Genomic DNA, 20,608 nt, shown 5'->3' on the forward strand with positions numbered 1-20,608 from the left:
GATCCTTCGAGCCCGCCCGGCGGTTTTCTGTCTCCCGGGCCTCCACTGATGGCCCGTTTAACATGCGATCAGAAGTCAAATGGGGTGATATGGGGCATTGAGCTACTCAATGGATCTCTAGGAGGCACTTCATGCGCGGAGCCACACAAAGCAAGTGGGCCGCATGTGCGGTGGTTGTCGCCCTGGCAGCGACGGCCTGTGGCGGCGGGGACGACGGTGGTGGCGGCGGTAGTGGTGCCGACGGGATCGTGAGCTCTTCCTGGGGCGATCCGCAGAACCCGCTGGAGCCCGCGAACACCAATGAGGTGCAGGGCGGCAAGGTCCTCGACATGCTCGTACGGGGCCTCAAGAAGTACGACGCGAAGACCGGCGAGGCCACGGACATGCTCGCCGAGAAGATCGAGACGACGGACTCTCAGAACTTCACGGTCACCCTGAAGGACGGCTGGACCTTCAGCAACGGAGAGAAGATCACCTCCGCGTCGTTCGTGGACGCGTGGAACTACGGTGCCGCGCTGAAGAACAACCAGAAGAACGCCTTCTTCTTCGCCCAGATCGACGGCTACGAAGAGGCCCACCCCGAGTCCGGATCGGCCTCCACGGACAAGCTCTCGGGCCTCAAGATCGTCGATGACAAGACGTTCACCGTCAAGCTCAACCAGAAGTTCTCCCTCTGGCCGGACACCCTCGGGTACCCGGCCTTCGCGCCGTTGCCGAAGGCGTTCTTCACGGACCACGACGCCTGGCTCGCCAAGCCCATCGGTAACGGCCCGTACACCATCGACGAGTACGCCAAGGGCTCGGCGATGAACCTGCGCAGGTGGGACGACTACCCGGGCGACGACAAGGCGAAGAACGGCGGCATCGACCTCAAGGTCTACACCGACAACAACACCGCCTACACCGACCTGACGGCCGGAAACCTCGACCTTGTCGACGACGTGCCCGCCTCGCAGCTGAAGAACGTCGAGGCGGACCTCGGCGACCGCTACATCAACACCCCCGCCGGCATCATCCAGACCCTCGCCTTCCCGTTCTACGAGAAGGAGTGGGACACCCCCGACGGGGCCAAGGTGCGTCAGGGCCTGTCCATGGCGATCAACCGCCAGCAGATCACCGACCAGATCTTCCAGAAGACCCGCACCCCCGCCTCCGACTGGACCTCCCCGGTCCTCGGCGAGGAGGGCGGCTTCAAGAAGGGTCTGTGCGGCCCCTCGTGCGAGTACGACGCGACGGAGGCCAAGAAGCTGATCGAGGAGGGCGGCGGCATCCCCGGCGGGCAGCTCAAGATCTCGTACAACGCGGACACCGGCTCCCACAAGGAATGGGTCGACGCCGTCTGCAACAGCATCAACAACGCGCTGGGCAACAACAAGGCCTGCGTCGGCAGCCCCGTCGGCACCTTCGCCGACTTCCGCAGCCAGGTCTCCCAGCAGAAGCTGTCGGGCGCCTGGCGGGCCGGCTGGCAGATGGACTACCCGCTGATCCAGAACTTCCTCCAGCCGGTCTACTACACCAACGCCCCGTCCAACGACGGCAAGTGGAGCGACAAGAAGTTCGACGACCTCGTCGACAAGGCCAACGCCGAGACGGACAAGGCCAAGGCGGTCTCCACCTTCCAGGACGCGGAGAAGGTGATGGTCGAGCAGATGCCGGTCATCCCGCTCTGGTACCAGAACGGCAGCGCCGGCTACTCGGACCGCATCGAGAACGTCGCGCTCAACCCGTTCAGCGTCCCCGTGTACAACGAGATCACCGTCAAGTGATCTGACCGAGGCCGGGCCGGCCGGTGCGCACCCCGCACCGGCCGCCCGGCTTCGCAGTCCCCGCTGTCCGCCTGTTCGCCCCGACCCCCGGAGCCCCTCATGGGACGTTATGTGATCCGGCGGCTGCTGCAGATGATCCCGGTCTTCTTCGGCACCACGCTGTTGATCTTCCTCATGGTGAACGTGATGGGTGACCCCATCGCGGGCCTCTGCGGCGACCGCCAGTGCGACCCGGCGACCGCCGCCCAGCTGCGCGCGGAGTTCGGCCTCGACAAACCGGTCTGGCAGCAATACCTCACCTACATGGGCAACGTCTTCACCGGCGACTTCGGCACCGCGTTCAACGGGCAGGAGGTCACCGAACTGATGGCGACCGCCTTCCCCATCACCATCAGGCTCACGATCATCGCGATCTTCTTCGAGATCGTCATCGGCATCAGCCTCGGCGTCGTGACCGGCCTGCGCCGCGGCCGGCCCATCGACACCACGGTGCTCATCCTGACCCTGGTCGTCATCTCCGTACCGACGTTCGTCACCGGTCTGCTGCTCCAGCTCCTGCTGGGCGTCGAGTGGGGGATCATCAAGCCGTCCGTCTCCTCGGACGCCCCCTGGAACGAACTGATCATCCCCGGGCTCGTCCTGGCCTCCGTCTCACTGGCCTACGTCACGCGGCTCACCCGGACCTCGATCGCCGAGAACGCCCACGCGGACTACGTACGCACCGCCGTCGCCAAGGGGCTTCCCCGGCGCCGCGTCGTCGTCCGGCATCTGCTGCGCAACTCGCTGATCCCCGTCGTCACCTTCATCGGTACGGACGTGGGCGCCCTGATGGGCGGGGCGATCGTCACCGAGCGGATCTTCAACATCCACGGCGTCGGATTCCAGCTCTACCAGGGCATCCTGCGCCAGAACTCCCAGACCGTCGTCGGGTTCGTCACCGTCCTCGTGCTGGTCTTCCTGGCGGCCAACCTGATCGTCGACCTCCTGTACGCCGTACTCGACCCGAGGATCCGCTATGCCTGAGCCGCTGTCATCGGACGGAGCGATCTCCCCGGCGGGAGCCGGTGGCGCCATGGACCTCGCCATGGCGGAAGGAGAGACCCTGGAGAAGACCCCGGGAGGCCCACAGGGGACGGGCCCGGCGGGCAAGCCGCGCAGCCTATGGTCCGACGCCTGGCGCGATCTGCGCCGCAACCCCGTCTTCATCATCTCCGGGCTCGTCATCCTCTTCCTGGTGATCATCTCGCTCTGGCCCTCGCTGATCGCGAGCGGCGACCCGCTCCAGGCCAACCTCGACGACGCACAAAAGGGCTCCGAGCCCGGACACCCCTTCGGCTTCGACCCGCAGGGCCGCGACGTCTACACCCGGGTCGTCTACGGCACCCGTACCTCGGTGACCGTCGGCGTCTGCGCCACCCTCGGGGTGGCGCTGCTGGGCAGCGTCCTCGGCGGTCTGGCCGGCTTCTTCGGAGGCTGGTGGGACTCGGTCCTGTCCCGCATCACCGATGTCTTCTTCGGAATCCCCGTCGTCCTCGGCGGCCTGGTCTTCCTCTCGGTGGTCACCAGCTCCACCGTCTGGCCCGTGGTCGGCTTCATCGTGCTCCTCGGCTGGCCGCAGATCGCGCGTATCGCCCGCGGCTCGGTGATCACCGCCAAACAGAACGACTACGTGCAGGCGGCCCGTGCGCTCGGCGCGTCCAACTCCCGGATGCTGCTGCGCCACATCACCCCCAACGCCATCGCCCCGGTCATCGTCGTCGCGACGATCGCGCTGGGTACGTACATCTCGCTGGAGGCGACTCTCTCGTTCCTCGGCGTCGGCCTGAAACCACCGGCCGTCTCCTGGGGCATCGACATCTCCGCCGCCTCCCCGTACATCCGCAACGCCCCGCACATGCTGCTCTGGCCCGCCGGAGCGCTGGCGGTCACCGTGCTCGCGTTCATCATGCTCGGCGACGCGGTGCGCGACGCCCTCGACCCCAAACTGCGCTGAGGAGTCCGCTGCCATGTTGCTCGAAGTGCGCGATCTGCATGTGGAGTTCCACACCCGGGAAGGGGTGGCCAAGGCCGTCAACGGGGTCAACTACTCGGTGGCCGAGGGCGAGACGCTCGCCGTCCTCGGCGAGTCCGGCTCCGGCAAGTCGGTCACCGCGCAGGCCGTCATGGGCATCCTCGACATGCCTCCCGGGAAGATCACCGGAGGGGAGATCCTGTTCAAGGACCGCGATCTCCTGAAACTCAAGAAGGAGGAGCGGCGCAAGGTCCGCGGCCAGGAGATGGCCATGATCTTCCAGGACGCGCTGTCCTCGCTCAATCCGGTGCTGACGGTCGGCGAGCAGCTCGGCGAGATGTTCGTCGTGCACCGGGGCCTGTCCCGCAAGGACGCCAGGGCAAAGTCGATCGAGCTGATGGACCGGGTCCGCATCCCGGCGGCCAAGGAGCGGGTGGGGAACTATCCGCACCAGTTCTCCGGCGGTATGCGCCAGCGCATCATGATCGCCATGGCGCTGGCGCTGGAGCCCTCGCTGATCATCGCGGACGAACCGACGACGGCCCTGGACGTGACGGTGCAGGCGCAGGTCATGGACCTGCTCGCGGAGCTCCAGCGCGAGCTGAACATGGGTCTGATCCTGATCACGCACGACCTGGGTGTCGTCGCGGACGTCGCCGACAAGATCGCCGTGATGTACGCGGGCCGCATCGTCGAGACCTCGCCCGTCCACGACATCTACAAGGCCCCGGCCCACCCGTACACCAAGGGCCTGCTGCGGTCGATCCCGCGCCTGGACCAGAAGGGCGGGGAGCTGTACGCGATCAAGGGTCTGCCGCCCAACCTGCTCCACATCCCGCCCGGCTGTGCCTTCAACCCCCGCTGCCCGATGGCCCAGGACGTGTGCCGCACGGACGTGCCGCCGCTGTACGAGGTGTCCGGGCACCGCCAGAGCGCCTGCCACTTCTGGAAGGAGACGCTCGATGCCCGCTGATCTGCTGTCGAAGGAGCAGGAGGGACCGGCGTACGCGAACGGCGACCCGATCCTGGAGGTCCGCGACCTCGTCAAGCACTACCCGCTCACCCAGGGCATCCTGATCAAGAAGCAGGTCGGCGCCGTCAAGGCGGTCGACGGTGTCTCCTTCGATCTGGCGGCGGGCGAGACGCTAGGCATCGTGGGGGAGTCGGGCTGCGGCAAGTCGACCGTCGCGAAGATGCTGGTGCATCTGGAGCGGCCGACGGCGGGCGCGATCCGGTACAAGGGCGAGGACATCACCAAGCTGTCGGGGCGTGCGCTGAAGGCCGTGCGCCGCAACATCCAGATGGTGTTCCAGGACCCGTACACCTCGCTGAACCCGCGTATGACGGTCGGCGACATCATCGGCGAGCCGTACGAGATCCATCCCGAGGTGGCCCCGAAGGGCAGCCGGCGCCAGAAGGTGCAGGACCTTCTGGACGTGGTCGGTCTCAACCCGGAGTACATCAACCGCTATCCGCACCAGTTCTCCGGCGGTCAGCGCCAGCGCATCGGCATCGCCCGCGGCCTCGCGCTCAACCCGGAGATCATCGTCGCCGACGAGCCGGTCTCCGCGCTCGACGTGTCGGTGCAGGCCCAGGTCGTGAACCTGCTGGACAGCCTGCAGACCGAGTTCAACCTGAGCTTCGTGTTCATCGCCCACGACCTCTCGATCGTCCGGCACATCTCCGACCGGGTCGGTGTGATGTATCTGGGCCGGATCGTCGAGATCGGCACCGACGAGCAGATCTACGAGCACCCCACCCACCCGTACACCCAGGCCCTGCTGTCCGCGGTGCCGGTGCCGGACCCGATGGCCCGTGAGTTCCGCGAGCGGATCATCCTGCACGGCGATGTGCCCTCACCGGCCAACCCGCCCTCCGGCTGCCGTTTCCGTACCCGCTGCTGGAAGGCGCAGGAGCGGTGCGAACTCGAAGTGCCGCTGCTGGCGGTCCCGGCGTCCTTCCGGCTGTCGGAGAGCCCGGCGAGCCACGACTCCGCGTGTCACTTCGCGGAGGAGAAGCAGGTGGTGCCGGGGGAGGGGCAGCTGGACACGCCGCCGGGGCAGGGGCCGGGTCCGGACGTGGAAGCGCCGGGCACGGCCGTCAGGAAGCGGCCCGGGCAGGAGCCGCAGACGCCGGACGCACCGGACACTCCGGGTGACAATCAGTCATAAATGCACACGAAGTTCGTTTACACAGAGGCAACTTGGCTGTCGCGGCACCGATATACGAACGCTCCATGATGGACAGCGTACGGCCGTGCGGGTGCCGTGGACCGGCCGGGGCGTCGTCTTGTCGCCCCGGCCGGTTACCCGTTCCCCTCATGCCCTTTTGGTCCCCTTGTCCAACGGCGGGCCGCGGTGGAGTATCGCTGGGGTGACACTCACACGGGGAGCGAGAATCACCGGGGCCGTCCTCTGTGCCGTGCTCGCGGTGATGGTCGCGGGCTGGGTCGTGCGGGACATCGACACCGCAGGTCATCCACTCGATCTGCTGCGCTACTGGGCGGGTTACGCCGACGCGCGCCCGGACACGCTGCCCACGACCTCGCAGAGCGACCTCGTCCTGTTCGTCGTGTACGTCTTCGCCGCTTTCGCGGCCGTACGCTCGTCGGTCGCCGCGTCGGCGCTCGTCGCCACCGGTCTGGTCACGCTGCTGCTCCGGCTGCCCGGCGTCTGGAACATCGGCGCCTCCTGGATGGACGGGCGGTACGCGGACGAGCTCCGCACCAGGGCGCTGATCGGTACGTTCGTCGCCCTGGCGGCGGCGCTCGCGCTCGTCGTCACCGGAGCGGCCGGCCGCAGGCAGCCGGAGGACTTCTACGAGCCGAGACCCACCAGGCCCGGCACGGGCGCCTGCGCCGTCGCCTTCCTGACACTGGGCGCGGCCGGTGCGGTGATGACCGCCTGGGAGATCCGCCAGGTGCTCACGTTCCCCTCCGCCTTCTACCCGGACTGGTTCATCGGCGGGCCGGAGGTGCGCATGGAGCTGACCGACGCCCCGCCCGGCTGGACCAACGCGACGATCGCGCTGCTCTGTCTGGTCGTGGCGGTCAGCGCCCTGGTCCGCGCGGTCCACACCCGGACCCTCGGCGTGATCGTGTCCGTATTCGTGCTGACGGCCGGGTCGCTCGGTATCGCCCGCGCCCTGCACCACCAACTGCTGGAGCGCTTCGGAGAGCTGGGCACCGAACTCCAGCTCACCCTGCTCTCCTGGTGCTTCCTGGCCGTCGCGGGGGCCGCCGCGCTGATCGCCCTGGCCCGCAGGGGCTTCGAGGACGTGCCCGCCGGCCCGGACCAGGGCTACGGGCAGGGTTACGGCTATCCGCAGGGTCAGGCCCCGGGATACGGCTACCCGCAGGGCCAGGCACCCGGTTACGGCTACCCGCCCGACGGTCCTCCCGGGCAGGGGCCCGGTTACGGCTATCCGCAGGGCGGCGGTTTCGGACCCCCGCCGCCCTCGTCCCCGCCACCGGGCTGGTGACGGGCCCTACACGCCGGTCAGCCCCAGGGACCGCTTGAGGAAGTCGACCTGGAGCAGCAGCAGGTTCTCGGCGACCTGTTCCTGCGGGGTCATGTGTGTCACCCCGCTCAGCGGCAGCACCTCGTGGGGCCGTCCCGCCGCCAGCAGAGCCGAGGACAGCCGCAGGGCGTGGGCGACCACCACGTTGTCGTCCGCGAGGCCGTGGACGATCATCAGCGGCCGTACCCGCTCGGCGGGCTCGGACAGCCCGTCCTCGGTCATCAGGGAGTTGTGGGCGTACACCTCGGGCCGCTCGGCGGGGTCGCCGAGGTAGCGCTCGGTGTAGTGGGTGTCGTAGAGCCGCCAGTCGGTCACCGGGGCTCCGGCGACGGCCGCGTGGAAGACGTCGGGGCGCCGCAGCACCGCGAGCGCCGAGAGGTACCCGCCGTACGACCAGCCGCGCATCGCGACCTTGGAGAGGTCGAGCGGGAAGCGCTCCGCGAGCGCGTGCAGGGCCTCGATCTGGTCGTCGAGGGTGAGAGGGAAGTTGTCCTTGATCGCCTTCTCCCAGCCGGGCGAGCGTCCCGGCGCGCCCCGGCCGTCCGCGACGACCACCGCGAAGCCCTGGTCGGCGAACCACTGGGAGGTGAGGTGGGCGTTGTGCGCGGCGACCACGCGGCGGCCGTGCGGCCCGCCGTACGGGTCCATCAGAACCGGAAGCGGGCCATCCGATTCCTTGTATCCCGTGGGGAGCAGCACGGCGCACGGAATCCGCCGTGCGCCCCCCTCTGTGAGCTGCACGTTCGCGGTGAGAACCGGCTCCTCCGCATACGTCGCAACGGTGGCGATCCGCTTGCCGTCCCGCAGCACGTGCGTGATCCGGCCCGGCCGGTCCGGGTACGCCGAGGCCAGTACGGTCACCCCACCCGAACGGACCGCGGTGTGCACCCCCACCCCCTCGGAAATCCGTTCGATGCCGAGCTCGTTGACCCGGTACACATGGCTCTCACCGGTCTCCGGACCGGCCGCCTCCTCGCCCGCCGTCGCCGCGACGAGGATGTCCGACTCCCCGATGTCCAGCACCGCCTGAATGTGCAACTGCGCCCCGGTCAGCGGCCGGTCGCCGACCGCGAGCACCCGCGCCCCGCCCTCGTCGGCGATCCGCACGAGCCGCCCGTCCGGCGCCCACGCGGGCACCCCGGGGAACAGATCCAGCCACACCGCGTCCTCGTCGACATGGACCGTGCGCGTCGCGCCGCTCTCCGGGTCGACCGCCAGATGCAGCTGACTGCGCTGGTCGCGGGCCTGCACAAGGAGCAGCGGAGCCCCCGCGGACGACCAGTGCACCTCGGCCAGATACGGGTGGCGCGCACGGTCCCACACCACCTCGGTACGGCCCCCGTCCAGATCCATGACGAAGAGCCGCACCTCCGCGTTGGCCGACCCCGCCGCCGGGTACGCCGACTCGGTGGGCCTGCGGTCCGGATGCGCGGGGTCGGCGATCCACCAGCGCTGTACGGCGCTGTCGTCGACCCGCGCCACCAGCAGCCGGTCCGAATCAGGCGACCACCAGAAGCCCCGGGAACGCTGCATCTCCTCGGCCGCGAGGAACTCCGCGAGACCGTACGAGGTGTGCGCGTCCTCCGGCTCCGCGACCGCCCGGTCCCCATCGCCCTCCGCCCCCACGACCCGCAGCGCGCCCCGCGTGACATAGGCGATGTGCCGGCCGTCGGGGGAGGGGCGCGGGTCGATCACCGGACCGGGCACCGGCAGCGCCCGCGCCGTCCCGGCCCGCAGCTCCGCCACGTACACCTTCCCGGAAAGCGCGAACGCCGCCAACTCGGCGGCCCCGTCCACCGCGTAGCCGACGATGCCCGCCGAGCCCTCCCGGCTGCGTTCGCGGCGGGCCCGCTCCTGCGGCGAGAGCTTCTCCGCCGAACCGCCCAGCAGCGCCCCGGGATCGGCGGCGATCCGCTCCTCGCCGGTCGAGGGGTCCAGCACCCAGAGCCGGTTCGTCCGGTCGGTGCCGGACGCCGACCGGAGGAAGATCACCCGCGTCCCGTCCGGTGAGACGGTGAATGCGCGGGGGGCGCCACAGGTGAATCGCTGAGTCCGTGCGTGCTGACGGGGAAAAGACAGCTTCTGCGAGGTCATGGCGACGAACCTAGCTCTGCCCGCCCGTTCCGTGCGCCCCTCGTGCTGCTGTGCCCCGAACAATGCGTTGGCACGGATAGTTATGATCCGTAGCGCTCGGTGGGTAAGAACCTGCTGGCTCCATGTGTGCTGCCCGTCCCGACCGTACTGATGGAGGTGAACCGCCGTGGCACTCTCGATTTCGGCGGTGGTGCTGCTGGCGATCGTCGTCTTCCTGCTGATCCGGAAATCCGGACTGAAGGGCGGACATGCGGTGGTCTGCATGTTGCTCGGGTTCTATCTCGCCAGCTCGTCGATCGCACCCACCATCTCGGAGGTGACCTCGAACGTGGCAGGCATGATCGGGGGCATCAAGTTCTGACCCGTGGGGCGGTCGGTGCACGGTGCCGGCGGCTCGTAGGCTGGTCCCCATGAAGGACCTTCCCGCCCGCCGTCTGCTCCTGGTGCACGCGCACCCCGACGACGAGTCGATCAACAACGGCGCCACCATGGCCAGGTACGCGGCCGAGGGCGCCCACGTCACCCTGGTGACGTGCACACTCGGCGAGGAGGGCGAGGTAATCCCGCCGGAGCTCGCTCACCTCGCCGCCGACCGGGACGACACCCTGGGCGCCCACCGCATCGGTGAACTGGCCGCCGCGATGCGGGAGCTCGGGGTCACCGACCACCGCTTCCTGGGCGGCCCCGGCAGGTACCGCGACTCCGGGATGATGGGCACCGAACAGAATCACCGCCCCGGCGCCTTCTGGGACACCCCCGTGGACGAGGCCGCCGGGCACCTCGTCGAGGTGATCCGCTCCGTGCGCCCCCAGGTCCTCGTCACGTACGACCCCGACGGCGGCTACGGGCACCCCGACCACATCCAGGCCCACCGCGTGGCCACGCGCGCCGCCGAACTGGCCGCCGATCCCGCCTACCGCCCGGCAGCCGGAGCGCCGCACGCGATCGCGAAGATCTACTGGAACCGCGTCCCGCGCCCCGTCGTGGAAGAGGGTTTCGCCCGGCTGCGGGCCGACGCCCCGGACACCTTCCCCGGCATCGCGGCCGTCGACGACGTACCCGGCGTGGTCGGCGAGACGCTGATCACCACCGAGCTCGACGGCTCGGACTTCGCGGAGGCGAAGACCGCCGCCATGCGCGCCCACGCCACCCAGGTCGCCGTGGACGGCTCCTTCTTCGCTCTTTCGAACGACCTCGGGCAGCCCGTCTTCACCACCGAGTACTACCAGTTGGTCCACGGCACCGCGGAACGCGGCGGCGACGTCCGCGAGCGCGACCTCTTCGCCGGGGTACCGGACCCGACAGGCACACCGGGAGCACAGGCATGAACGCCAGGCGTACACGGGCCTCCTCGCACTCCCCGCGCACCAACGCGCCGCCCAGGAGCCCCGAACCCACCGGTCTCGCGGCGCCCCTGAACCCCGCCAGGATCGCCGCCTACGTGGGCCTCGCGGTCCTCGGCGCGTTCGTCGCACTCGCGGGCGCCCTCGTCCAAGCCGCCTGGTTCCCCGGCGGATTGCTCATCGCGCTCGCCTCCTGCGCCGGACTCTTCTACGGCGGCCGGGTGCTGGTGGGCACCCAGCTCGGCGCGCTGGCCCCGGCCGCCGGCTGGCTCATCGCGGTGGTCCTCGTGCTCAGTGGCCGCCCCGAAGGCGACTACCTCTTCGGCGACGAGCTCGGCCTGGCCCTTTTCATGCTCGGCGGGATGGCTCTCGCTGTGATGTGCGCCACCACGTCGCAACTGCCTCAATCAGCCACCAACAGCGGCCGACCTGGCACCTGATGTGCCACGTCCGCTCCCGGAATGCCCCCCGCAGGTGTGATGCCGGAGTGGAGGTTTCACCCGGTGGCGGAGTGTCCGACGGCGGCGGCCAGTATGGTGGTGCGCGCGCCGAGCCGTCCCCTGGCCTGCGGCATGGGGGAAGTACGGGCGGCGGAGCCAATCGGGAGAACCTGCTTTGAGTCGTGAAACTGACAGTTCGTCCTCCGGGCCCCAGGGGCGCGGTGGAGCCGCGTATCCGTCGGGCACGCCGCCGTACGGATCCCGCCAGTATCCGTCGCTCCACCCGTCGCAGGACGGTCCGGAGGCGCCTGGGGAGCCTGCGGAGCCGCCCCGGCCCGAGGAACCCAGAACCGAGACGACGCTGACGACGCGCATCCGGATCAACATCCCCGGTTCGCGCCCGATCCCGCCTGTCGTGATGCGTACGCCGGTGGGTGACGGCGACACGTCCGGCGGCCGTCCGGACGCCGAGCGCACAGGCAGCACGCCGCGCCCCGGCGCGGCCACGCCGTCCGCCTCCGCCGCGAACGGCGCGGGGAGCGGACCCGGCGCGGACGGACGCGACGGCGGCACCGCCGACGAGCCGCCCGCGGACAAGCCGGCCAGGGAGAAGAGCGGAAGCGACTGGTTCGCCCCGCGCAAGACGCCGACGACCACCTCGGTGGCCGGCGCGCCCACCGCCTCCTCCGGCCCGCCCTCCTCCGGCACCCCTGCCGACGGCTCCGGCCAGCCGCCGGTTCCGCCCCGCGCGGACCTGCCGTACTTCTCGGACGCCCCGCAGCGCGCGGGCGACCAGGGTGCACCCCGCCAGGGCGGCAGCGCCCTCGACGGCCTGGGCGCCGAGGCGCCCGGCAGCGCCGGCGGTCCGGGCGGCCCCGGCGGTCCGGGCGGCCCCGGCGGTCCGGGCGGCCAGCGGCCCACGCCGAACCTCGGTGTGCGTACGCCGGGTCCGGCAGGCCCCACGGGCGGTCCCGTCACCGGCAGCTCGTCCCTCACACCGAACCTCGACGGGTTCCACGGCATGGGCCCCGGCCCCGGTGCTCCCGGCGCTCCGGCGGGCGTCCGCTCCCCGTTCGCGCCCGGCCCCGGCGGCGTACCGCCGCGGATGTCCGACGACACAGCGATCCTGACGCCGCAGTCGCCTGCCCCCGAGCCCGCACCCGGCGGCCACGTCTCCGGTGACACGCTGACCAGCGGCATCCCCGTCGTTCCGACGGACTCCCGCTCCCCGTTCGCGCCGGGCCCGGGTGGGCCCGGAGGCGTACGGCCCGACGCGGCGATGGGCAGCGGACCGGGTGTGCCCGGCGTCCCGTCGCCGACTCCCGCGCCCCGCCCCGCTCCGAAGGCCGCCGCGCCCGCGAAGAAGGGCCGCTCCAAGGTGGTCCTGCTCGGCGTGGGCGCCGTCGTCCTGGCCGGTGTCGCGTACGGCGCCGGGCTGCTGCTGAACCACTCCGAGGTGCCCAAGGGCACCACCGTCCTCGGCGTCGACATCGGCGGCGGGACGAAGGAGGAAGCGGTCGGCAAGCTGGACGCGGCTCTCGGCGAGCGGGCCACGGCCCCTCTGGAGCTGTCCGTGGACGGCAAGACGGAGAAGCTCGTCCCGCAGAAGGCCGGACTCGCCCTGGACAGCCAGGAGACGGTCCGCGAGGCTGCGGGCAGCGACTACAACCCGGTCTCGGTGATCGGTTCCCTCTTCGGTGGAGAGCGCCCGGCCGACCCGGTGATCCCCGTCGACGAGGAGAAGCTCGCCGTCGCGCTGACCGACCTGGCGGGCATCTCCGGCACGGCACAGGACGGCACGATCAAGTTCGAGCCGAACAAGGCCATCGCGGTCCCCGGCAGGACCGGCAAGGCGCTGGACGTCAACCAGTCGCTGATCTCCGTACGCGACGCCTACCGCGCCCAGGTCCAGACCGGCGAGGCCGGCGTCGTCGAACTGCCCGTCGCGAGCCGCGAACCGAGCATCACCCAGGCCGAACTGGACCGGGCGATGAAGGAGTTCGCCAAGCCCGCGATGTCCGGTCTCATCACCATCAAGGCCGGACCGAAGCAGATCCAGTTCGGCCCGGCGAGGTCCCTGCCGCAGATCCTGTCGATGAAGGCGATCGACGGCCGACTGGTCGACTACTACGACAAGAAGGCGATCGACACCCTGCTCGACGGTGTCTTCGACGGCGTCATGGCCGTCAAGGGCGACGGTACGAAGCACCAGGTCGGAGCGGACGACGTGGCGCAGGCCATGAAGACCGCCCTGGTCGGCAGGACGGACGCCGAGCGCACGGTCACGATCAACCTCACCGGCAACGGCTGACCGGCCCGCAACACCCCCGTACGACCGCCCCTGTCCGGACCTCCGGCCGGGGGCGGCGTCATGAGCCGGGTATGACACCCTTCCCGTTCACACACCCCGCCGAGGAGGAACTGTGTCGACCAAGTGGACTCTCACGATCGACTGCGCGAACCCGGGTGAGCTGGCGAGATTCTGGGCGCTGGCCCTGGGATACGCCGAGACGCCTCCACCGGCCGGGTACGCCGACTGGAAGGAATGGTTCGTCCAGCACGACATTCCGGAAGAGGAGTGGGACGACGGCGCCTACCTGTCCGATCCGGACGGCACGGGCCCGACCCTTTCCTTCCTCAAGGTCCCGGAGCCCAAGGTCGCGAAGAACCGGCTCCACCTGGACCTGCGGGTCGGCGGGGGACGCGAGACGTCGTGGGAGGTGCGGTGGCCGCGTGTGGTCGCGGAGGTCGAACGGCTCACCGCCGCCGGGGCGACGGTGATCCGCGAGCACGAGATGCAGGGCAGGCCCGACCATGTGGTGATGGCGGACCCGGAGGGTCACGAGTTCTGCGTGGTCTGATCCGTCGCCCGCTCTGCTGCCGGACGGTCGGCCAGGAGCGCGTTCAGCTCCTGATACGGGACCGGCCCGGCGAGCGCGGAGTACGTGCCCGTGGTGAACAGTTCCTGGGCCGCCCGGCGTGCCACCGCGTAGGCGGCCTCGGCCACGGCCGAGCCGAGACTCACGCGGGCCACGCCGAGCTTGCCGAGCTCGGCGACGGACGGCGATCCCGGGCCGGCCAGGACGTTGAGCGGGACGGACAGCCGCTCCGCCAGCGCGGCGATGTCGGCGGGGTCCTGGACGCCGGGTACGAAGATCCCGTCGGCCCCGGCCGCGACGTAGGCGGCCGCGCGCTCCAGCGTCTGCCCGAGCCGGCCGGCGGGGTCGCCGGACGGCCGGAGGTAGGTATCGATCCGGGCATTGACGAACAGGGCCACCCCCGCAGCCTCCGCCGCGGACCGGGCCGCCGCCAGGTACGCGGCCTGCTCCTCCACGGGGCGCAGGGTGCCGGGCCGGTCATGTGCGGCGTCCTCGATGTTGACGCCCACGGCGCCGGCGGCCAGGACACCCCTGATCGTCTCGGCGATCGCGTCCGCGTCGTCGGCGAAACCGCTCTCGATGTCGGCGGTGACCGGGACGCTCACCGAGGCGGTCACGCGGGCGATGTGTTCGAGGGCCCGGTCCCTGGCCAGCTGTCCGCCGTCGGGCATCCCCAGGCTCCAGGCCGCCCCCGCACTGGTGGTGGCGACCGCGGACGCGCCGGCGTCCTCGGTGAGGCGGGCACTGGCGACGTCCCACGCGTTGGAGAGAAGGAGCGGAGTGGTGCGGTGGTGCAGTTCGTGGAAGGCCAGAGCCTTGCTGCGCAGATCGTTCATGGTGCAACTTCACCAGCCCGGGACGGTCCCGTCTCGCGGATTTCCGACACGACCGTCGTGACCGGCATGAGTGCGAGAGAGCGGGACGGTGTCGGCTACTGGGTGGTGGAGGCGTAGGCGAAGAGCCCCACGACGCCGACCACGCAGACGATGACGACCCAGGAGGTGAAGCTCGTATGTCTCTGCTTTCTCGCCTTGCGCGGTCTCTTCCCCTTGCCCCCCTCACCGCTCTGCCCGGCCGCCTGACCCCGTACCGGCCGGCTCGGCTCCGCGGCGGCGTCGGCCAGCAACCGGCGGCACGTCGCCGCCAGTTCGCTCGTCCCGGCGGAGAGGCTCACGATCTGCTCCGAACGCGCGGGTGCGGTGGTGCCCCCGTCGAGGATGCGGCCGACCCGTATCAGGGCCTCGTTCCGGCCCCCGGTCGGAGCGAGGCTGATCCAGCGCTGGACGTGCTCACCACGGATGACGAAGCCCCCGCCCCGCTCCCGGTACACGGTGTGTTCCCGCCACAGGACATTGGCCAACTCCGTGGCCGTCTCCCTGAGTTGCGTATACACGTCCTCCCCCTTCACAGTGCCCCAGAATCGAACAAGCACATGACTTTAGCCACATGGGCACGTCATCGCCGAGCCGGGTCCTGACGGGACGCGCGGAATCCGGCTCATCGGTCACGCCTAGAATCCGCCGATGACCGGCAACGAACCACGACTCACCGTCCTGGGCAGCGCGACGCCCTTCCCCAGCGTCGCCAACGCCTGCTCCGGCTACCTGCTTTCCGCCGGGGGCACACATGTGTGGATGGACGCGGGTACGGGAACGCTGGCCGAGCTCCAACGGCACATCACGTTCGAGCAGGTGGACGCCATCTGGATCTCGCATCTGCACGCGGACCACACCGCGGACCTGCTCACCGCCTTCTACGCCGCGCTCTACTCCGGCATCCGGCTCCCCACGCCGATCCCGCTGTACGGTCCGCCGGGCATCGCCGGCCGGCTGGCCCACTTCCTCACCAACTCCGCCCGGCGCAGCCCCATCGAGTCGGCCTTCGACGTGCACGAACTGCACGACGGGCACCGGGTGCGGATCGGCCCGCTCGAACTCACCAGCGCCGCCGTCGTACACGGCATGCCCGCCTTCGCCGTGCGCATCGAGGACATGGGCGCGGAGGGCGGCGGAGTGCTCGTCTACTCAGGAGACACGGCCCCCTGCGAGTCCCTGGTCGAACTGGCCGCCGGATGCGACGTGCTGCTGTGCGAGGCGGACAGCAGCACGGTGACGGCCGACGAGCCGCGTGTGCACCACACCCCCGAGGAAGCGGGGGCGACCGCACGCCGCGCCGCCGCTCACCGGCTCGTGGTGACCCACGTGGGCCCCGGCCTGACACCCGAGGACGCGGTGTCACGCGCGGGTGCCGTATACGGCGGACCGGTCGAACACGCAGCTCCGGGAAGCTCGTTCGCGATACGCCGGGCGGCGGCCGGGTAGCGTGTCAGCCGTCGAGATCGACCCGTACCGTCAGCAGATTCGTCCCGACCACCCGGACGGTGGCGCTGTTGAGCCGCGGCAGCGCCCGCAGCCGCGCCCGGGGGTCGTCGTCCGGGAGAAGACCGGCAGTGCCCGCGTACCACCGCCGTCCGATCCGGACCCGGACCCGCGGGTCCGCCTGGATGTTCCGCACATACTGCGACTTCTCGCCGAACTCCGAGACGATCCAGAAGGTCTGCCCGACACGGCGTCCGCCGACCGGTGTGCGCCGGGGCAGCCCGGACTTCCGTCCTGTCGTCTCCAGGAGGCACTGCAGGGGCAGCCGGGTGGAGAGCGGGTTCACGACACGCCTCTGGAGCGTCGTGACGGCCCGGAACTTGAGCTCGCGGTAGCGCGACATACACGGTCCTCCCTGTTGCAGACTTCCTGACTGATCCGAACGACAGGCCCTAGGGCCTGTCCGGCGGATCATGGCCGGGGCCACGGCGTCTGGCACGGCACCTCGCGGCGTTGCCGAACCGCCCGAATAGCTCCGCTATTAGGACGCTCCGGCGCCTTGCGATGCACCGCACCAGACGCCGCGCCCTATCCGACCCTGATCCGCCGGACAGGCCCTAGTTCAGCATCGCCCTGGCCGCGTGCGCGCGGCGCCTGACCGCGTCCGCCGTCGCCGGCTCGACCGCCTCGACGATCTCCGCGTACTCCTCCATCTCCGCGGCCCCGCGCAGGAACTCCCCGCGCTGTACGAGGAGCTGGGCCCGCTCGTAGCGCAGTCTCGCCGGATGGGCGGGCAGCAGCAGGGACAGTTCGAGCGCCCACAGCGCCACGTCCGTGCGCTCGGGGCGGGCCGCCGCCCAGGCCCGGATGTTGTTCAGGATCCGCAGCACGATCTCCACGGGACTCGCGGGCACCAGCATCGACGGCTCCAGCGGCGCTCCGGTCGCCCCGGCCACGAGCAGCTCCGCGTCCTGTCCGCTCAGCGGCGCACCGCCGGCGAACGGGTCGGCCAGCACCCGTTCCTCAGGATCGCCGAAACCGACCACGAAGTGGCCGGGAAGCGCCACCCCGTACACCGGTGTGCCCGCCCGCCTGGCGACCTCGATCCAGACCACGGAGAGCAGGATTGGCAGTCCGCGCCGCCGCCGCAGCACCTGCTGGAGCAGGGAGGACTCGAGCCGCTGGTAGTCGCGCGGAGAGCCGGCGAAGCCGCAGCGCTCACCGAGCAGCTCGGCGAGCACCGAGGCCCAGGAGCGGGCGCCGCGCGTCCCGTAGGGGAGCAGTCCTGCCAGCCGGTCCAGTTCGATCTGTGCGGCGTCGATGCCGTACGGGTCCGGGGCCGGGGCATCGCCCGGCGCCGCCGGGACCGCCTCGGCGCCCACCAGCAGGCAGAGCAGCGCGAGGTCCGGCCGCTCGGCGCGTACCTCGTCGGCGAACTGCCGCCGCCGGCCGGCCTCGTCCGATTCCTGAGCGCTCATGTTCGACCCGTACCCCTGCTACGCGGACCGGAAGTGGTGGTACCGGTGGTGGGCGGCGAAGCCCATGCCCTCGTACAGCGCATCGGCCGCTCCGTTGTCCGTCTCCACCTGGAGCCACGCAGCCGACGCCCCCTCGTCCAGCGCCTTGCGGGCCAGCGCGGTCATCACGGCCGTCGCGAGGCCCCGGCGCCGGTGCTCAGGATCCACCTCGACCGCCATGAAGCCGGCCCAGCGCCCGTCCACCACGCACCGGCCGATCGCCGCAGGGGCCGTGGTCCCGGCGGCTCCCGGCACGGAGGCGAACCACACGGAGGGCCCGCTGTTCAGGACCGCGAGCACCTCGGGCCCCGGGACGTCGAAGCGCTGGTACGCGGACAGCCACGCCGCGTCGGTCTCGCGGCTCAGCCGGACCTGCCCGGTGTCCGCGTCCCGGTCGCCGATCGGGGCCAGCGCCGCGACGCGCACCTCGGCGGACACCTCACGCTGCCAGCCGCGCCGCTCCAGCTCCGCGCACAGCTGCTCCTGCGTGCCCTCAGCGCCGGTCGCGGTCTGGATGTAGGCGGGCAGCCGGCGGGCGGCGTACCACTGGCGGACGCGGTCGAGCGCCTCGTCGAGCGGAAGGCCCGGATCGCCCAGCGGGAGTACGGAGTTGGCGCGCCGGGTGAACCCGTTCGCGGCGCGCAGCCGCCAGTCGCCCAGCGGTTCGCTCTCCAGCGGCTGCCAGGCGCGGGCGGTGATCCGCGCCAGCTCGTCGAACGAGGCCGCGGGACCCCGGCGGCGGGCCGGGGCGGACGGGACGACCTTGCCGGCTACCAGAGACGATTCCGCGATGTGGACGGTTTCCCCACTCTTCGGTGTGATCGACAGCACGTTATCGTTCCATGATGTGAGAACGCCGACCGTGTCGGTGAACTTCAAGCCAGCCTCGGCGTTGGCCGATCGTCGCCGTACCGAAACGCGTTTGCCCACGTCAGCGGGGGTGATGCGGACCTCCAGCCGTCCGCCGATGGTGAATTCCACAGCTCTGTCCGCCCCTCCTGTTCGGATCGTGCCCGGGAACGGAGATACTAGGTGCGGGCATCGACGACGCCGCGCTCCCGCGCGAGAGCCAACGCCCTACCGAGGAGGAACGACAGCGTGACCTACGTCATCGCGCAGCCTTGTGTCGACGTAAAGGACAAGGCCTGCATCGAAGAGTGCCCCGTCGACTGTATCTACGAGGGCTCCCGGTCCTTGTACATCCACCCGGACGAATGCGTCGACTGCGGAGCGTGTGAGCCGGTCTGTCCGGTCGAGGCCATCTTCTACGAGGACGACACCCCGGAGGAGTGGAAGGACTACTACAAGGCCAACGTGGAGTTCTTCGACGACCTCGGTTCGCCCGGTGGCGCCTCCAAGCTCGGCCTGATCGAGCGCGACCACGCGTTCATCGCCGCGCTGCCGCCGCAGAACGGCTAAGTCCCGCGCCGCACGTGCGCCGCCCGGTCCCGTACGGCTTGTCACCGTGCGGGACCGAGCTGTTTCCAGGCCCGGCCCGCTTTGATCCACGTACGAGAAAGCAGAGATCAGTGTCTGCCGCAGTCTCCTCCCGTCTCCCGGTCTTCCCCTGGGACAAGCTCACGCCGTACAAGTCGACCGCCGCCGCCCACCCGGACGGCATCGTGGACCTGTCCGTCGGCACGCCCGTCGATCCGGTGCCGGAGCTGATCCAGCGGGCGCTCGTCGCAGCGGCCGACAGCCCCGGCTACCCGACGGTATGGGGCACCGAGGCTCTGCGCGACGCGCTCACGGGCTGGGTGGAGCGGCGCCTCGGCGCGGTCTCCGTGGGGCACGAGAACGTCCTGCCGGTGGTGGGCTCCAAGGAGCTGGTGGCCTGGCTGCCGACCCAGCTGGGTCTCGGCGCGGGCGACAAGGTGGCCTACCCGCGGCTCGCCTACCCGACGTACGAGGTGGGCGCCCGGCTCTGCGGCGCCGAGCCCGTCGCGTACGACGACCCGACCGAGCTGGACCCCGCAGGACTGAAGCTGCTCTGGCTCAACTCTCCGTCCAACCCGACGGGCCGGGTCCTGGCCAAGGACGAGCTGATCCGGATCGTCGCCTGGGCGCGCGAGCACGGTGTGCTGGTCTTCAGCGACGAGTGCTACCTGGAGCTCGGCTGGGAGGCCGAGCCGGTCTCCGTGCTCCACCCGGACGTCTGCGGCGGTACGTACGAGGGCATCGTCGCCGTCCACTCGCTCTCCAAGCGTTCCAACCTCGCCGGATACCGTGCGGCGTTCATCGCGGGCGACGCGGCCGTCCTGGGCGAGCTCCTGCTGATCCGCAAGCACGGCGGGATGATGGCGCCGGCCCCGGTCCAGGCGGCCACGGTCGCCGCGCTCGGCGACGACGCGCATGTCGCCGAGCAGCGCGTCAGGTACGCGGAGCGGCGTACGGCGCTGCGCGCGGCGCTGGAGGCGCACGGCTTCCGGATCGAGCACAGCGAGGCGAGCCTCTACCTGTGGGCGACGCGCGACGAGCCGTGCTGGCAGACCGTGGCGTACCTCGCGGAGCTCGGCATCCTGGTGGCGCCGGGCGACTTCTACGGGCCCGCCGGTGACCGCTTCGTGCGGGTGGCGTTCACGGCGACGGACGAGCGGGTGGCGGCTGCGGTCAAGCGGCTGTCCTGACCGCACGGAGCACCGCACGGAGCACCGCACAGAGCACCACACAGCGAAGGGCCTCGGGAGTGCGCACGCCCCGGGCGGGGGCTTATAAACAAAA

Annotated in this window: 20 protein-coding genes; 14 read left to right on the top strand and 6 right to left on the bottom strand. The window is 70.6% G+C overall.

Features of this window, described 5'->3' with window-relative positions; all coding sequences use genetic code 11:
• Window positions 1-131 precede the first annotated feature (131 nt).
• The 6 genes from ACWGO0_RS35475 (at window position 132) to ACWGO0_RS35500 (ending at window position 7,257) form a co-directional block, all read left to right on the top strand.
• Window positions 132-1,766, top strand: a complete 1,635-nt coding sequence (locus ACWGO0_RS35475; protein ID WP_453544293.1) for a peptide ABC transporter substrate-binding protein — start codon at window positions 132-134, stop codon at window positions 1,764-1,766.
• A 99-nt stretch (window positions 1,767-1,865) separates the two neighbouring features.
• A complete protein-coding gene (locus tag ACWGO0_RS35480; RefSeq protein WP_453544295.1) occupies window positions 1,866-2,789 on the top strand; it encodes an ABC transporter permease in 924 nt (307 codons plus the stop codon).
• Window positions 2,782-3,759: an ABC transporter permease gene (locus tag ACWGO0_RS35485; protein ID WP_453544297.1), complete on the top strand. Its 978-nt coding sequence runs from the start codon at window positions 2,782-2,784 to the stop codon at window positions 3,757-3,759. Before ACWGO0_RS35480 ends, ACWGO0_RS35485 begins: the two co-directional genes overlap by 8 nt.
• 13 nt (window positions 3,760-3,772) lie before the next feature.
• The gene (locus ACWGO0_RS35490) at window positions 3,773-4,750 is read left to right on the top strand and encodes an ABC transporter ATP-binding protein (protein ID WP_453544299.1); all 978 of its coding nucleotides are present in this window, start codon (window positions 3,773-3,775) and stop codon (window positions 4,748-4,750) included.
• Window positions 4,740-5,948, top strand: coding sequence for an ABC transporter ATP-binding protein (locus tag ACWGO0_RS35495; RefSeq protein ID WP_453544301.1), 1,209 nt, complete (start codon window positions 4,740-4,742; stop codon window positions 5,946-5,948). The genes ACWGO0_RS35490 and ACWGO0_RS35495 overlap by 11 nt, the downstream gene beginning before the upstream one ends.
• Before the next feature lie 202 nt (window positions 5,949-6,150).
• Entirely contained in the window at window positions 6,151-7,257 is a 1,107-nt protein-coding gene (locus ACWGO0_RS35500; protein WP_453544303.1) for a hypothetical protein, read from the top strand.
• Window positions 7,258-7,263: 6 nt separating this feature from the next.
• Here ACWGO0_RS35500 and ACWGO0_RS35505 read toward each other — a convergent pair whose 3' ends face one another.
• Window positions 7,264-9,390, bottom strand: coding sequence for an alpha/beta fold hydrolase (locus ACWGO0_RS35505; RefSeq protein WP_453544304.1), 2,127 nt, complete (start codon window positions 9,388-9,390; stop codon window positions 7,264-7,266).
• Between the two features lie 166 nt (window positions 9,391-9,556).
• On the opposite strand from ACWGO0_RS35505, the gene ACWGO0_RS35510 reads away from it, so the two are divergent.
• From ACWGO0_RS35510 to ACWGO0_RS35530, 5 genes are all read left to right on the top strand, one after another.
• Entirely contained in the window at window positions 9,557-9,751 is a 195-nt protein-coding gene (locus ACWGO0_RS35510; RefSeq protein WP_014154257.1) for a hypothetical protein, read from the top strand.
• A 49-nt stretch (window positions 9,752-9,800) separates the two neighbouring features.
• Window positions 9,801-10,718 (top strand): N-acetyl-1-D-myo-inositol-2-amino-2-deoxy-alpha-D-glucopyranoside deacetylase, encoded by a 918-nt coding sequence (mshB, locus tag ACWGO0_RS35515; protein WP_453544307.1) that lies wholly within the window; start codon window positions 9,801-9,803, stop codon window positions 10,716-10,718.
• Window positions 10,715-11,173 carry a DUF6113 family protein gene (locus tag ACWGO0_RS35520; RefSeq protein WP_453544308.1) on the top strand — a complete coding sequence of 153 codons (459 nt, stop codon included), beginning with the start codon at window positions 10,715-10,717 and terminating at the stop codon, window positions 11,171-11,173. The genes mshB and ACWGO0_RS35520 overlap by 4 nt, the downstream gene beginning before the upstream one ends.
• Window positions 11,174-11,348: 175 nt before the next feature.
• The gene (locus tag ACWGO0_RS35525; RefSeq protein WP_453544310.1) at window positions 11,349-13,484 is read left to right on the top strand and encodes a hypothetical protein; all 2,136 of its coding nucleotides are present in this window, start codon (window positions 11,349-11,351) and stop codon (window positions 13,482-13,484) included.
• 112 nt (window positions 13,485-13,596) lie between these two features.
• A complete protein-coding gene (locus ACWGO0_RS35530; RefSeq protein WP_453544312.1) occupies window positions 13,597-14,034 on the top strand; it encodes a VOC family protein in 438 nt (145 codons plus the stop codon).
• Here ACWGO0_RS35530 and ACWGO0_RS35535 read toward each other — a convergent pair.
• Together ACWGO0_RS35535 and ACWGO0_RS35540 are read right to left on the bottom strand one after the other, a co-directional pair.
• On the bottom strand, window positions 14,013-14,888 hold the full coding sequence (locus tag ACWGO0_RS35535) for an isocitrate lyase/PEP mutase family protein (RefSeq protein WP_453544314.1): 876 nt from the start codon (window positions 14,886-14,888) through the stop codon (window positions 14,013-14,015). The genes ACWGO0_RS35530 and ACWGO0_RS35535 overlap by 22 nt on opposite strands.
• A gap of 95 nt (window positions 14,889-14,983) precedes the next feature.
• The gene (locus ACWGO0_RS35540; RefSeq protein WP_453544316.1) at window positions 14,984-15,445 is read right to left on the bottom strand and encodes a hypothetical protein; all 462 of its coding nucleotides are present in this window, start codon (window positions 15,443-15,445) and stop codon (window positions 14,984-14,986) included.
• 130 nt (window positions 15,446-15,575) lie between these two features.
• Here ACWGO0_RS35540 and ACWGO0_RS35545 point away from each other — a divergent pair, with 130 nt between their 5' ends.
• Window positions 15,576-16,373, top strand: coding sequence for an MBL fold metallo-hydrolase (locus ACWGO0_RS35545; protein WP_453544318.1), 798 nt, complete (start codon window positions 15,576-15,578; stop codon window positions 16,371-16,373).
• A gap of 4 nt (window positions 16,374-16,377) precedes the next feature.
• On the opposite strand, the gene ACWGO0_RS35550 is transcribed toward ACWGO0_RS35545, so the two are convergent.
• The 3 genes from ACWGO0_RS35550 to ACWGO0_RS35560 form a co-directional block, all read right to left on the bottom strand.
• Window positions 16,378-16,773, bottom strand: coding sequence for a nitroreductase/quinone reductase family protein (locus ACWGO0_RS35550; RefSeq protein ID WP_453544320.1), 396 nt, complete (start codon window positions 16,771-16,773; stop codon window positions 16,378-16,380).
• Window positions 16,774-16,987: 214 nt separating this feature from the next.
• The gene (locus tag ACWGO0_RS35555) at window positions 16,988-17,848 is read right to left on the bottom strand and encodes a transglutaminase-like domain-containing protein (RefSeq protein WP_453544322.1); all 861 of its coding nucleotides are present in this window, start codon (window positions 17,846-17,848) and stop codon (window positions 16,988-16,990) included.
• An 18-nt stretch (window positions 17,849-17,866) separates the two neighbouring features.
• Complete coding sequence (locus ACWGO0_RS35560) at window positions 17,867-18,868, bottom strand: GNAT family N-acetyltransferase (protein ID WP_453544324.1); 1,002 nt, start codon at window positions 18,866-18,868, stop codon at window positions 17,867-17,869.
• Between the two features lie 117 nt (window positions 18,869-18,985).
• Here ACWGO0_RS35560 and fdxA point away from each other — a divergent pair, with 117 nt between their 5' ends.
• The gene (gene fdxA, locus ACWGO0_RS35565; RefSeq protein ID WP_031091138.1) at window positions 18,986-19,306 is read left to right on the top strand and encodes a ferredoxin; all 321 of its coding nucleotides are present in this window, start codon (window positions 18,986-18,988) and stop codon (window positions 19,304-19,306) included.
• A gap of 110 nt (window positions 19,307-19,416) precedes the next feature.
• Window positions 19,417-20,514, top strand: a complete 1,098-nt coding sequence (gene dapC / locus ACWGO0_RS35570) for a succinyldiaminopimelate transaminase (RefSeq protein ID WP_453544327.1) — start codon at window positions 19,417-19,419, stop codon at window positions 20,512-20,514.
• Window positions 20,515-20,608: the final 94 nt, after the last annotated feature.

The organism is Streptomyces sp. NPDC055749, from assembly GCF_053617235.1.